The sequence below is a fragment of the Citrobacter sedlakii NBRC 105722 genome (assembly GCF_000759835.1).
In the GTDB taxonomy this organism is placed as follows: Bacteria; Pseudomonadota; Gammaproteobacteria; order Enterobacterales; family Enterobacteriaceae; genus Citrobacter_A; species Citrobacter_A sedlakii.
In genome coordinates this window covers 194,340-207,618 of sequence record NZ_BBNB01000001.1, presented here as the reverse complement: position 1 = coordinate 207,618, position 13,279 = coordinate 194,340, and the positions used below count along the sequence as shown (strand labels likewise).

At 54.5% G+C, this 13,279-nt stretch carries 11 protein-coding genes; 8 read left to right on the top strand and 3 right to left on the bottom strand.

All coding sequences use genetic code 11. The features are described 5' to 3' along the window. Position 1: 1 nt before the first annotated feature. The 5 genes from CSE01S_RS01010 (at position 2) to CSE01S_RS00990 (ending at position 5,342) form a co-directional block, all read left to right on the top strand. Complete coding sequence (locus CSE01S_RS01010; RefSeq protein ID WP_042283071.1) at positions 2-1,384, top strand: Rieske 2Fe-2S domain-containing protein; 1,383 nt, start codon at positions 2-4, stop codon at positions 1,382-1,384. Continuing rightward, positions 1,384-1,869 (top strand): benzoate 1,2-dioxygenase small subunit, encoded by a 486-nt coding sequence (gene benB, locus CSE01S_RS01005; protein WP_042283068.1) that lies wholly within the window; start codon positions 1,384-1,386, stop codon positions 1,867-1,869. The genes CSE01S_RS01010 and benB overlap by 1 nt, the downstream gene beginning before the upstream one ends. Before the next feature lie 9 nt (positions 1,870-1,878). Further along, positions 1,879-2,895 carry a benzoate 1,2-dioxygenase electron transfer component BenC gene (gene benC / locus CSE01S_RS01000; RefSeq protein ID WP_042283064.1) on the top strand — a complete coding sequence of 339 codons (1,017 nt, stop codon included), beginning with the start codon at positions 1,879-1,881 and terminating at the stop codon, positions 2,893-2,895. A 10-nt stretch (positions 2,896-2,905) separates the two neighbouring features. After that, the gene (gene benD / locus CSE01S_RS00995; protein WP_042283062.1) at positions 2,906-3,679 is read left to right on the top strand and encodes a benzoate diol dehydrogenase BenD; all 774 of its coding nucleotides are present in this window, start codon (positions 2,906-2,908) and stop codon (positions 3,677-3,679) included. Positions 3,680-3,854: 175 nt separating this feature from the next. Then, positions 3,855-5,342, top strand: a complete 1,488-nt coding sequence (locus tag CSE01S_RS00990) for an MFS transporter (RefSeq protein ID WP_042283060.1) — start codon at positions 3,855-3,857, stop codon at positions 5,340-5,342. A 1-nt stretch (position 5,343) separates the two neighbouring features. On the opposite strand, the gene CSE01S_RS00985 is transcribed toward CSE01S_RS00990, so the two are convergent. From CSE01S_RS00985 to yddG, 3 genes are all read right to left on the bottom strand, one after another. Then, the gene (locus CSE01S_RS00985) at positions 5,344-5,784 is read right to left on the bottom strand and encodes a GFA family protein (RefSeq protein WP_042283057.1); all 441 of its coding nucleotides are present in this window, start codon (positions 5,782-5,784) and stop codon (positions 5,344-5,346) included. A gap of 87 nt (positions 5,785-5,871) precedes the next feature. After that, the gene (gene ompC, locus CSE01S_RS00980) at positions 5,872-6,972 is read right to left on the bottom strand and encodes a porin OmpC (protein ID WP_042283054.1); all 1,101 of its coding nucleotides are present in this window, start codon (positions 6,970-6,972) and stop codon (positions 5,872-5,874) included. 451 nt (positions 6,973-7,423) lie between these two features. Then, entirely contained in the window at positions 7,424-8,305 is an 882-nt protein-coding gene (gene yddG / locus CSE01S_RS00975; RefSeq protein ID WP_042283052.1) for an aromatic amino acid efflux DMT transporter YddG, read from the bottom strand. Between the two features lie 288 nt (positions 8,306-8,593). Between yddG and fdnG the strand changes: the two genes are divergently transcribed. From fdnG to fdnI, 3 genes are read left to right on the top strand one after another with little or no spacing between them, the layout of a single operon-like run. Further along, a complete protein-coding gene (gene fdnG, locus CSE01S_RS00965; RefSeq protein WP_084588966.1) occupies positions 8,594-11,641 on the top strand; it encodes a formate dehydrogenase-N subunit alpha in 3,048 nt (1,015 codons plus the stop codon). Positions 11,642-11,653: 12 nt separating this feature from the next. Further along, entirely contained in the window at positions 11,654-12,538 is an 885-nt protein-coding gene (fdxH, locus tag CSE01S_RS00960; protein ID WP_042283047.1) for a formate dehydrogenase subunit beta, read from the top strand. Further along, positions 12,531-13,187: a formate dehydrogenase-N subunit gamma gene (gene fdnI, locus CSE01S_RS00955; RefSeq protein WP_042283045.1), complete on the top strand. Its 657-nt coding sequence runs from the start codon at positions 12,531-12,533 to the stop codon at positions 13,185-13,187. Before fdxH ends, fdnI begins: the two co-directional genes overlap by 8 nt. Positions 13,188-13,279 lie beyond the last annotated feature (92 nt).

Below are 13,279 nucleotides of genomic sequence, written 5' to 3'. Positions count from 1 at the left end.
CATGCAAAAAACGCTCTCGGCATTAAAAGATAAAATTTCTCAGGCCTTAATTGTCGATCGGGAAAACCATATTTATCGCTGTCATCGCTCCATCTTTACCGATAGCCAATTATTTGATTTTGAAATGAAGCATATATTCGAAGGCAACTGGGTATTTCTGGCGCATGAAAGTCAGATCGCGCAACCCGGCGATTATTATACTCTGACGCTGGGCCGCCAGCCCGTTATTATTACGCGCGACAAGCAGCAGACCCTCCATGCGTTAATTAATAGCTGTGCGCACCGCGGGGCGATGTTATGCCGACGTAAAACCGGAAATAAAAACTCGTTTACCTGTCCGTTTCATGGCTGGACGTTCAGTAATAACGGCAAGCTGCTTAAGGCGAAAGATGAAAGTACCGGCGGGTATCCAGACTCTTTTAAGCAGGACGGATCGCATGATTTAAAAGCCCTGCCACGCTTTGCGTCTTATCGTGGATTTTTATTCGGTAGCCTCAATGACGAGGTACAACCGCTGGAGGAGTATCTTGGCGAGACACGGAAAATCATCGATCTGATTGTCGACCAGGCGCCGGAAGGGCTGGAAGTGCTGAAGGGGTCTTCCAGCTATGTCTACGAAGGGAACTGGAAGCTGGGAGCGGAAAACGGCGCCGACGGCTACCATGTCAGCGTCGTGCACTGGAACTATGCCTCGACGATGTCGCGACGCAACTATGAAGCGGACGGTACGCGCGCGGTGGACGCCAACGGCTGGTCAAAAAGCCTCGGTGGCGGCTATGGCTTTAAAAATGGCCACATGCTGCTCTGGACGCGCGCCATCAACCCGGAAGTGCGCCCGGTTTATGATCATCGGGCGCGGCTTCAGGCGACATTCGGAGAACGGCGAGCGGACCAGATGGTCAACGAAACCCGCAATTTATGCCTGTATCCCAACGTCTATCTGATGGATCAGTTTTCGACACAAATTCGCGTTATTCGTCCTCTGGCGGTAGACAAAACGGAAGTCACGATCTGGTGTTTCGCGCCAAAAGGGGAATCTGATCAAGCGCGGGCGCTACGTATTCGTCAATACGAGGATTTCTTTAATGTCAGCGGTATGGGAACCCCTGACGATCTCGAAGAGTTCAGCGCCTGCCAGCGTGGATACCTGGGGGAAAATCTGGCCTGGAGCGATCTGAGCCGCGGCGCGCTGCACTGGGTCGACGGTCCGGACGAGCACGCCCGTCACGCCGGTTTTACGCCACTGTTGAGCGGGGTGAAGTCCGAAGACGAGGCGCTGTACATCGCGCATCACCATCACTGGCAAAACGTGATGCTCGCGGCAGTCGAAAAAGAGCGGCAACGTTACGAGCAGTCGATCACCCAACGCGTGGAGGTAGTCTGATGTTAACCCTGGAACAGGTGCGTCAGTTTCTGTATTACGAAGCGCGGTTGCTGGATGATCGCCAGTGGGATGCGTGGCTGAACTGCTATAGCCCCGGCGTGGTGTTCTGGATGCCCGCGTGGGGAGATGATGATAAACCGACCCGCGATCCGCAACGTGAAATCTCGCTTATTTATTACCCGAACCGCGAGGGGCTGGAAGATCGGGTGTATCGCATCAAAACGGAACGGTCCGGCGCCAGCACGCCGGAACCGCGTACCACACATATGATCGCGAATGTCGAACTGTTGGGCGAAACGGCGGAAGGCCTGGCGGTGCGCTACAACTGGGTGACCTACAGCCACCGGTATCAGCATACCGATGCGTATTTTGGCACGACGCACTGCACGCTGATTGAAGAAAGCGGCGTCCCGCAAATTGTGCGTAAAACAGTGCGGCTGAACAATGACTATATCCGTCAGGTGATTGACGTGTATCACATTTAAGAGGTGCTTATGAGTTTTACGATTGCCCTTAATTTTGAGGACGGCATCACCCGTTTTATTCAGTGCAACGCGGGCGAAAAGGTGCTTGATGCGGCTTACCGGCAGAAGGTTAATCTGCCAATGGATTGCTCAGATGGCGTCTGCGGCACCTGTAAATGTCATTGCGCCAGTGGGGAATATGCCCTCGGTGACGATTTCATCGAAGACGCTTTGAGCGACGATGAAGCCCAGGCAAGACAGGTACTGACCTGCCAGATGGTGCCGTGTAGCGACTGCGTGATCGATGTGCCTGTTGCCGCCGCGCAGTGTAAAACCGGGCTTACGACGCTGGACGCGACGGTACGGGCAGTGGACGCCCTGTCGGCTACGGCGTTTGAACTGGTGATAGACGCCGATGAACCGCTGGCATTTTTGCCGGGACAGTACGTCAATATTCAGGTTCCCGGCACGAACCAGGTGCGCGCCTATTCATTCAGTTCGCTGCCGGATAACCGCGAATGCCGGTTTTTGATCCGCAATGTGCCGGGCGGGCTGATGAGCCAGTGGCTGACCCAGCGCGCACGTTCTGGCGACCGTCTGACCCTCAGCGGCCCGATGGGCAGTTTTTATCTGCGCGGCGGCGAGCGTCCGTTGTTGATGCTGGCGGGCGGAACCGGGCTGGCGCCCATGCTCTCCATGCTGGAAGCGCTGGCGGCGCAGGGAAGTCAGCGTCCGGTGACGCTGTTGTATGGCGTGACTTATGACATTGATCTTGTCAAAACGGCCCGGCTGGAGGCATTTCGCGAGGGGCTGGTCAATTTCCACTGGCTACCGGTGGTTGCGGATGCCGACAGCGCCTGTCCGCAGCGGGGTTATGTCACCGCGTATCTCAATGACGCCTTGCTGAATCAGGGGGATGTGGATATTTACCTGTGCGGGCCGCCGCCGATGGTCAACGCGGTCGCTGCTACGCTGCGGGAAAGGGGAATCGATCCCGCCGGATTCTGGTATGAGAAGTTTATCGCCAGTCAAAGCGCCGCGGCATAAGGAGAACAGGATGCGATTTCACACTAAAGTCGTCGCGATTACCGGCGCGGCGCAAGGGATTGGTCGCCAGACCGCAGAGCAGGCGGCAAAAGAGGGCGCAACGCTGTTACTGATCGATCGTTCCCGTCACGTTCATGAACTGGCTGCGACACTCACCGCTGAGGGCGTTCAGGTGCTGGCGCTGGAGGCCGATCTTGAGCAGTGGGAAAGTACCGAACAGGCCTTCGGAGCAGGCGTTGCACATTTTGGTCGTATAGACGTATTGATTAATAACGTCGGCGGGACGATCTGGGCGCGGCCTTTTGCCGACTATCAGCCAGAGCAGATCGAAAAGGAGATCCGCCGCTCTCTGTTTCCTACGCTGTGGGGCTGTCGTGCTGTGCTGCCGTGGATGCTGAAACAGGGGACTGGCAGCATTGTCAATGTATCGTCCGTAGCGACATCTGGGGTGAATCGGGTGCCTTATTCGGCAGCGAAAGGCGGGGTCAACGCCTTAACCCGCTCCATTGCCATGGAATACAGCCACCAGGGGATCCGGATAAACGCCGTGGCGCCGGGAGGAACAGAGGCGCCAGAGCGTGTCACGCCGCGTAATACCGAAACGCCCACCGCGCAGGAAAAAATCTGGTATCAGCAGGTTGTGGATCAGACCCTGGACAGCAGCCTGATGCACCGCTATGGCACGCTTGAAGAACAGGCGCAGGCGATATTGTTTCTGGCAAGCGACCAGGCGAGCTATATCACCGGTGTGATCCTGCCGGTGGCTGGGGGCGACCTGGGCTGAGTTTATTCTCGCCATCCGGCTGGCTGGTCGGATGGCGCTTTTTTCCTGTCTTGCTTTCCCTGATACCCACGAATTCAGATAATCACGGCGCTCAATAAAAAGTTGGACATATGTTCAATTTTCCGTAGGATCGGTAAATCTGGACGCGTGTCCAGTTTGTCTTAAGGGAAGCGTTATGTTTCGTCAGTGGTTAACGTTAGTGATTATTGTGTTGGTCTACATTCCGGTTGCTATCGACGCGACGGTGCTGCATGTGGCCGCTCCCACGCTGAGTATGACGCTGGGCGCCAGCGGTAACGAGCTGCTGTGGATCATTGATATTTACTCGCTGGTGATGGCAGGGATGGTATTGCCGATGGGCGCGCTGGGCGATCGCATCGGTTTTAAACGTTTGCTGTTACTTGGCGGGGGCCTGTTTGGTCTGGCTTCGCTCGCTGCCGCATTCGCACACAGCGCCAGTTGGCTGATCGCCACGCGCGCCATTCTGGCGATCGGTGCGGCGATGATCGTTCCGGCAACGCTTGCCGGGATCCGCGCGACCTTCAGCGACGCACGCCATCGTAATATGGCGCTGGGCGTCTGGGCGGCGGTAGGTTCCGGCGGCGCTGCGTTCGGGCCGCTGGTGGGGGGAATACTGCTGGAGCACTTTTATTGGGGCTCGGTATTTTTGATCAACGTGCCTGTCGTACTGGTTGTGCTGACCCTTACCGCGCGCTATGTGCCGCGTCAGACGGGACGCCGCGATCAGTCATTGAATTTGGGGCACGCCATCATGCTGATTATGGCCATCTTATTGCTGGTTTACAGCGCGAAGACCGCGTTGAAAGGGCATATCGCCATTGGCGCAATTGCCTTAACCGTCATTAGCGGCGCGCTGCTGCTGATACAGTTTATCCGTATCCAGCTTGCGGCCTCGCGTCCGATGATCGACCTGCGGCTGTTTACGCATCGCATCATTTTAAGCGGCGTAGTGATGGCGATGACCGCCATGATCACGCTGGTCGGTTTTGAGCTATTAATGGCGCAGGAATTGCAGTTTGTGCATGGCTTCACACCGTATCAGGCGGGGTTGTTCATGTTACCTGTCATGCTTGCCAGCGGCTTCAGCGGCCCCATCGCCGGTATGTTGGTGTCCCGATTTGGACTACGCAGCGTGGCGACGGTAGGTATGGCATTGAGTGCGCTGAGTTTTTATGGCCTGGCGATGACTGATTTCAGCACACAGCGACTGCAGGCCTGGGCACTGATGGCGCTGCTGGGATTTAGCGCTGCCAGCGCGCTGCTGGCGTCAACGGCAGCCATTATGGCCGCGGCGCCGGGCGAGAAAGCGGCAGCGGCAGGGGCGATAGAGACAATGGCCTATGAGCTGGGCGCTGGACTGGGCATCGCCATTTTCGGTCTGTTACTGAGTCGTAGCTTTTCTGCCTCGATTAGCTTGCCGGAAGGGCTGAACGCCGAAGAAATGACCCGCGCATCGTCGTCGATGGGGGAAGCGGTGCAACTGGCGCAGACGCTGCCTGACGCGCTGGGAGAACACATTATTGATGCCGCGAAACAGGCGTTTACCTGGTCACACAGCGTGGCGCTAAGCAGCGCCGGCAGTATGCTGATTCTGCTGGCGGTGGGTATGTGGTTTAGCCTCGCAAACGTCAACCGCGACTAGTTTAGTGGGTTAACTGGCACAGGCTGTCCAGCGCTTCGACCTCTTTGCCGCTTAACCGGGCGTACTGTCCGGTCAGCCGCCAGAACGCGGGTTGGGTTTCGGTGTAGATTTCAGCGGCGAGGATCAAACGACGGCGATCGCCTTCGTTCAGTTCAAGCAGCGTCCAGGGGATAAAATAGCGCAGCGTATCGGTGAGCTTAAACCACAGCGGACAGCCGCAGCCGGAACAGAAGTAGCGTTCCCCCCGCGAGGAGGAGGTAAAAAAGGCCGGTTCAGGCGCGTCGGGATCCATCATCGGATGACCGCTGGCCTCCAGGTACATTGCAATGCCGCCTGACCATTTCTGGCACAGCGTGCAGTGACAAGCGTAAACATCGAGCGATTCGATATCAACGGTAAAATGGCTCTGCCCACAGAGACAACGTCCTGTATAGGTTTGCACGGCATACTCCTTATGACCGGTTTATGCATCGGTAAAAAAAGCCAGCCCGACGTGGGCTGGCTTCTATACCGCTCAATTCTAAATGAATTAGAACTGGTAGGTCAGACCCACAGCAACGATGTTGTCAGTGGAGATACCAGCAGCGCGGGTGAAGTTGTTTTCGTCAACCAGGTTGATTTTGTAATCAACGTAGGTGGACATGTTTTTGTTGAAGTAGTAGCTCGCGCCAACGTCAACGTATTCAACCAGATCCTGGTCGCCGTAACCGCCGATATCTTTACCTTTGGATTTCAGGTAAGCCAGGGACGGACGCAGACCGAAGTCGAACTGGTACTGTGCTACCACTTCGAAGTTCTGCGCTTTGTTAGCAATACCGTTTACATCACCAAAGGTGGTCATGTTGCGGGTTTCTGCATAGGTTGCCGCCAGGTACAGGTTGTTCGCGTCATATTTCAGACCCGCAGCCCACACTTCTGCGTTCTTGCCGCGAGCGTAGAACACGTTGTCACCCGCAGTCTGAGAATCGGTACGGTCAGATTTCGCGTAAGCGGCGCTTGCGGCGAAGCCTTCGTACTCGTAGCTGGTAGACAGACCAAAGCCGTCGCCATTCTGTTCGGTGAGCTTAGAACGACCGTTGTTCGTTTCGTCGCTGGCGCCATTTTTACCCTGGTACTGAACGGCAAAGTTCCAGCCGTCAACCAGACCGAAGAAGTCGGTGTTACGGTAGGTCGCCACGCCAGAAGCACGCTGGGTCATGAACACGTCGGTCTGGGTCCAGGTGTCGCCACCGAACTCAGGCAGAACGTCGGTCCATGCGCCAACGTCATACGCGACGCCATAGTTACGGCCATAGTCAAAAGAACCGTACTCACCGAATTTCAGACCGGCAAACGCCAGACGGGTTTTATTACCTTTGGTGCCGTTAGATTCGGAGTTATTGCCTTTGAATTCGTATTCCCACTGGCCGAAACCGGTCAGTTGGTCATTGATTTGTGTTTCACCTTTGAAACCCAGACGTGCGTAAGTTTTGTCGCCATCATCGCCGTTATTGTCAGAGAAGTAGTGCAGAGCGGTAACTTTGCCGTACAGATCCAGTTTGTTGCCGTCTTTGTTATACACTTCTGCTGCATTAACAACGCCTGCTGCCAACAGGCTGGTCACTGCCACTGCGACTAATTTAAGTTTCATTTTAGATAATCCTTATAATTTTCTTAATGTGTTTCCTAAACCATTGCTAAACGAGGCTTCTCATCAATGGCAAGCTATTTTTAAATTACGCAGTAGCACCAATTCAATAATAAGTTTCATCTTATTGCTGGATATTTACAGATGTGTGATCCAGATCTCCTTAATATCCTGAAATAAATTAGTTACAAATGGGATTAGGCTTAAGTGAAATATTTATTAGGCTAACAATGTGCGATGAAGTGGTTATTTTGCGGTAAATTACGCAGGCTAACTATATCGGGATAAATGAATTTGACAGGCAGGAATTTAATAGTTAAGCATCATTTTAGTATCATTAATTTAACAGATTGCTAAATTCGAGGAAATATTTTGGTTTAATCTTAATAAAGACTAAACCAAATTCAAAAAGGTTGCCAGACAGAGAAAAAGCGGTCGCCAGTTGTGATGACGTTCACGCCCGGCGGGTCGCCCACCAACACAGCAACGACCCCACACAGACCATCACCGCGCCTTGCCAAAAAGAGAAAGAGAGCGGAGCACTCAGCAGTACGGCTGCGAGCGCAGAGGAAAGCACCGGCGTGAAATAGGAGCCCACCGCCATAATGGTGACATTTCCGTGCAGAATACCCACGTTCCAGGCGGCATAAGCAAAACCTAACGTCAGGGCGGCGGAAAACAGTTTTATCACCACCGGCGTGGTAAAGACCATTACAGGCTGCGGCGTCATAAAATAATGCGCCCATAAGCTCAACGCTGTGAGCAAAACAAAAACCGTAATGCCGTTAAAGCCACGTGCATATTTATTGGTCACTGTGCAGTAGGTTGCCCAGATAAACGCACCGAGAAAGGCGAGAAAATAGCTCAGCGGACTGGTTGTAACATTGTTGATAATTTCGGCGGGATTCAGTCCATTCTCACCGCCCAGTACCCAGCAGACGCCGACCAATGCCAGCAGCAACCCAGGAACAATCACCCAGTTGGTTTTTTGTCCGTTAAATAAAATGGCGAACAAAATAGTCAGGCTGGGCCACAAATAATTGACCATGCCGACTTCAATCGCCTGATGACGTGACGCCGCATAGCCAAGCGAAAGCGCAAGGCAAATTTCATAACTGACAAACAGAACGCTACCGGCAATCAAATAGCGCACAGGAAAACGGCGAATGTTGGGAAAACCGACGGTAAAAATCAGCAGCAACCCGCTGAGGGAATAGATTGCCGCCGCGCCACCCACTGGCCCCAGCCCTTCACTTACGCCACGAATCAGCCCCACCATTGTGCTCCACAGCACGATCGCGATAAGTCCAATGAGCGTTGCTTTTTGTCTTGTCATTCTGTTTGCCGTTTCCCTAACCCTGCAAAAAAATAAGCTGAAATATATAGCACTTTTTTAGCGGAGGATGCCAGGTCAATGCGCATACGAGTTACCACTAAGGTGGTATATAAAACCGGCAAAAGGCACTATTTAGTAGCGGAAGCGTTTCGTTATTGATTTGACGCAATATGCGTAAGGTTATTGCTGTTAGTTTCCTCGCGGAAGTTTATACGCGACATTTTTCACCCTGCTTTCGTGCAGGAAGAAAGATGGCGGGTATCTCACTCTGGAAAAAAGAGGAAAGCAATGGACGTCAGCCGCAGAAAGTTTTTTAAAATCTGCGCGGGCGGTATGGCCGGAACCACAGTGGCAGCGCTGGGATTCACCCCAAAAATGGCACTGGCTCAGGCGCGAAATTATAAGCTATTGCGCGCGAAAGAGATCCGAAACACCTGCACATACTGTTCCGTGGGTTGCGGGCTATTAATGTATAGCCTGGGGGATGGAGCTAAAAACGCGAAGGAAGCGATTTATCACATTGAGGGGGACCCGGATCATCCGGTAAGCCGTGGTGCGCTGTGTCCAAAAGGCGCAGGCCTGCTGGATTATGTTCACAGTGAAAACCGTCTGCGCTATCCGGAATACCGTGCGCCGGGTTCCGATAAATGGCAACGCATCAGTTGGGATGAAGCGTTTACCCGCATTGCAAAACTGATGAAAGCTGACCGCGACGCCAACTTTATTGAAAAGAACGAGCAGGGCGTTACGGTTAACCGTTGGCTTTCAACAGGGATGCTGTGCGCCTCAGCCGCCAGTAATGAAACCGGCATGCTGACGCAGAAGTTTGTGCGCTCGCTCGGCATGCTGGCTGTCGACAACCAGGCGCGCGTCTGACACGGACCAACGGTAGCAAGTCTTGCTCCAACATTTGGTCGCGGTGCGATGACCAACCACTGGGTCGATATTAAAAACGCTAACGTCGTGATGGTGATGGGCGGTAACGCCGCTGAAGCCCATCCGGTGGGATTCCGCTGGGCGATGGAAGCGAAAAACAACAATGACGCCACGTTGATTGTTGTTGACCCACGCTTTACGCGTACAGCCTCGGTAGCGGATATTTACGCGCCGATTCGTTCCGGCACGGACATTACGTTCCTGTCCGGCGTGTTGCTGTACCTGATCGAAAATAACAAAATCAACGCGGAGTACGTTAAGCATTACACCAACGCCAGCCTGCTGGTGCGTGATGATTTTGCTTTTGAAGATGGACTGTTCAGCGGTTACGACGCGCAAAAAAGGCAGTACGATAAGTCGTCCTGGAACTACCAGTTCGATGAAAACGGCTATGCCAGACGCGACGACACGCTGACGCATCCGCGCTGCGTATGGAACCTGTTGAAACAGCATGTTTCCCGCTATACGCCGGACGTGGTGGAAAACATCTGCGGTACACCGAAAGCTGACTTCCTGAAGGTCTGTGAAGTGCTGGCTTCCACCAGTGCCGCCGACAGAACCACCACGTTCCTGTACGCGCTGGGCTGGACGCAGCATACCGTCGGCGCACAGAACATCCGTACGATGGCGATGATTCAGCTGCTGCTCGGCAACATGGGGATGGCAGGCGGCGGGGTTAACGCCCTGCGCGGTCACTCCAACATTCAGGGCTTAACCGATCTCGGTCTGCTGTCTACCAGCCTGCCTGGCTATCTGACGCTGCCGTCCGAAAAGCACGGCGACTGGCAGAGCTGGCTTGACGCCAACACGCCTAAAGCGACCCAGGCCGATCAGGTGAACTACTGGAGCAACTATCCGAAGTTTGCCGTCAGTCTGATGAAAGCATTCTATGGCGACGACGCGCAAAAAGAGAATAACTGGGGCTTCGACTGGTTGCCGAAGTGGGACCAAGCTTATGACGTTATCAAATATTTCAATATGATGGATAGCGGAAAAGTCACCGGCTACATTTGCCAGGGCTTTAACCCGGTTGCGTCCTTCCCGGACAAAAACAAAGTGGTCCGCAGCCTGAGCAAGCTGAAGTACATGGTGGTGATCGATCCGCTGGTGACCGAAACCTCGACTTTCTGGCAGAACCACGGCGAGTCGAACGACGTCGATCCGGCAGCGATTCAGACTGAAGTGTTCCGTTTGCCATCCACCTGCTTTGCAGAAGAAGATGGTTCGATTGCCAACTCCGGTCGCTGGCTGCAGTGGCACTGGAAAGGGCAGGACGCGCCGGGTGAAGCGCGTAACGACGGCGAAATTCTGGCGGGTATTTACCACCGTCTGCGCGAGATGTATCGCACAGAAGGCGGTAAAGGCGCAGAACCGCTGCTCAAAATGCGCTGGAGCTACAAACAGCCGGATCATCCGGAATCGGAAGAAGTGGCGAAAGAGAACAACGGCTACGCGCTGGCCGATCTCTATGACGCCAACGGCGCGCTGATTGCGAAGAAAGGGCAACTGTTGAGCAGTTTCGCGCAGTTGCGTGACGACGGCACCACGTCTTCCTCCTGCTGGATCTACACCGGTAGCTGGACCGAGCAGGGCAACCAGATGGCCAACCGCGATAACGCCGATCCGTCCGGGTTGGGTAATACGTTGGGCTGGGCATGGGCGTGGCCGCTGAACCGCCGCGTACTGTATAACCGCGCATCGGCGGACATCAACGGTAAACCGTGGGATCCGAAGCGAATGCTGATCCAGTGGAACGGGACGAAGTGGACGGGGAACGATATCCCGGACTTCAACACCGCGCCGCCGGGAAGCAAAACCGGTCCGTTCATTATGCAGCCGGAGGGCGTTGGGCGTCTGTTCGCGCTGGATAAACTGGCGGAAGGGCCGTTCCCGGAACACTACGAGCCAATGGAAACGCCGCTGGGGACCAACCCGCTGCATCCGAACGTGGTTTCCAGCCCGGTGGTTCGCATCTATGAAGACGACGTACTGCGCTTAGGCAAGAAGGATAAATTCCCGTATGTGGGAACAACCTATCGTCTGACCGAACACTTCCACACCTGGACCAAACACGCGCTGCTGAATGCCATCGCGCAGCCGGAACAGTTCGTGGAGATCAGCGAAACGCTGGCGGCGGCCAAAGGCATCGCCAATGGCGATCGCGTTACGGTGAGCAGCAAGCGTGGGTTTATCCGTGCGGTAGCGGTTGTTACCCGCCGCCTGCGTACGCTGAACGTGAACGGTCAGCAGGTTGAAACCGTTGGGATCCCACTGCACTGGGGCTTTGAAGGGGTGGCGCGTAAAGGTTATATCGCCAATACCCTGACGCCAAACGTCGGTGATTCAAACTCGCAAACGCCGGAATACAAAGCGTTTTTAGTTAACATCGAGAAGGCGTAAGGGGGCTAGCATATGTCTTTGGAAACGCAGGACATTATCAAACAGTCCGCAACCAACTCCATCACGCCGCCCCCACGGGCGCGTGATTACAAGGCTGAAGTCGCCAAGCTCATTGATGTCTCCTCCTGCGTAGGCTGTAAAGCCTGCCAGGTGGCGTGTTCAGAGTGGAACGACATTCGTGATGAGGTGGGCCATTGCGTCGGGGTGTACGACAACCCCGCCGATCTCAGCGCCAAGTCGTGGACGGTGATGCGCTTTAGCGAAACCGAGCAGAACGGCAAACTGGAATGGCTGATCCGCAAAGACGGCTGTATGCACTGTGAAGATCCGGGCTGTCTGAAGGCGTGCCCGTCTGCCGGCGCGATCATCCAGTACGCCAACGGGATCGTCGATTTCCAGTCAGAGCACTGCATCGGCTGTGGCTACTGCATCGCCGGGTGTCCATTTAATGTGCCGCGCCTCAATAAAGAGGATAACCGCGTCTATAAATGTACGCTTTGCGTCGATCGGGTGAGCGTGGGTCAGGAACCGGCCTGTGTGAAAACCTGTCCGACCGGGGCAATCCACTTCGGCACCAAGAAAGAGATGCTGGAGCTGGGCGAGCAGCGCGTCGAGAAGCTGAAAGCGCGCGGCTATGAACACGCAGGCGTCTACAATCCGCAGGGCGTCGGCGGGACGCACGTAATGTACGTGCTGCACCACGCGAACCAGCCGGAGCTGTATCATGGTCTGCCGAATGAGCCGAAGGTCGACACCTCAATCAATCTGTGGAAAGGGGCGCTGAAACCGTTAGCTGCCGCTGGCTTTATCGCCACCTTTGCCGGGCTTATCTATCACTACATTGGTATTGGCCCGAACAAAGAAGTGGACGATGACGAGGAGGAGCATCATGAGTAAGTCGAAAATGATTGTGCGCACGAAGTTTATCGACCGCGCCTGTCACTGGACGGTGGTCATTTGCTTCTTCCTGGTGGCGCTGTCGGGGATTTCGTTTTTCTTTCCGACCCTGCAATGGCTGACGCAGACCTTCGGGACGCCGCAGATGGGACGCATTCTGCACCCGTTCTTCGGCGTGGCGATCTTTATCGTCCTGATGTTCATGTTTGTGCGTTTTGTCCACCACAACATTCCGGATAAGAAAGACATTCCGTGGCTGAAAAACATTGTGGAAGTGCTGAAAGGCAACGAACACAAAGTGGCGGATGTCGGCAAATACAACGCCGGGCAGAAGATGATGTTCTGGTCGATCATGAGCATGATTTTTGTGCTGCTGGTCACCGGCGTGATCATCTGGCGCCCGTACTTCGCGCAGTATTTCCCGATGCAGGTAGTGCGTTACAGTCTGCTGATCCATGCCGCTGCCGGCATCATCCTGATGCACGCGATCCTTATCCATATGTATATGGCATTTTGGGTGAAAGGGTCGATCAAGGGGATGATTGAAGGAAAGGTGAGTCGTCGCTGGGCGAAGAAACACCATCCGCGCTGGTATCGCCAGATCGAGAAAGCCGAAGCGAAAAAAGAGAGTGAGGAAGGGTTACGTTAATCCCCTCATAGTCCAACAGGCGTGACTGCGGTCGCGCCTTTTTTTATCTGTAGAAAATTTCTGAAGGCAAAAGCGTAGGCCCGGTAAGCGCA

Coding starts and splice junctions, on each gene's coding strand:
- benC (WP_042283064.1), top strand. CDS start 1,879: ATGAGTTTTACGATTGCCCTTAATTTTGAGGACGGCATCACCCGTTTT.
- fdnI (WP_042283045.1), top strand. CDS start 12,531: ATGAGTAAGTCGAAAATGATTGTGCGCACGAAGTTTATCGACCGCGCC.
- CSE01S_RS01010 (WP_042283071.1), top strand. CDS start 2: ATGCAAAAAACGCTCTCGGCATTAAAAGATAAAATTTCTCAGGCCTTA.
- benB (WP_042283068.1), top strand. CDS start 1,384: ATGTTAACCCTGGAACAGGTGCGTCAGTTTCTGTATTACGAAGCGCGG.
- ompC (WP_042283054.1), bottom strand. CDS start 6,972: ATGAAACTTAAATTAGTCGCAGTGGCAGTGACCAGCCTGTTGGCAGCA.
- CSE01S_RS00990 (WP_042283060.1), top strand. CDS start 3,855: ATGTTTCGTCAGTGGTTAACGTTAGTGATTATTGTGTTGGTCTACATT.
- yddG (WP_042283052.1), bottom strand. CDS start 8,305: ATGACAAGACAAAAAGCAACGCTCATTGGACTTATCGCGATCGTGCTG.
- fdxH (WP_042283047.1), top strand. CDS start 11,654: ATGTCTTTGGAAACGCAGGACATTATCAAACAGTCCGCAACCAACTCC.
- benD (WP_042283062.1), top strand. CDS start 2,906: ATGCGATTTCACACTAAAGTCGTCGCGATTACCGGCGCGGCGCAAGGG.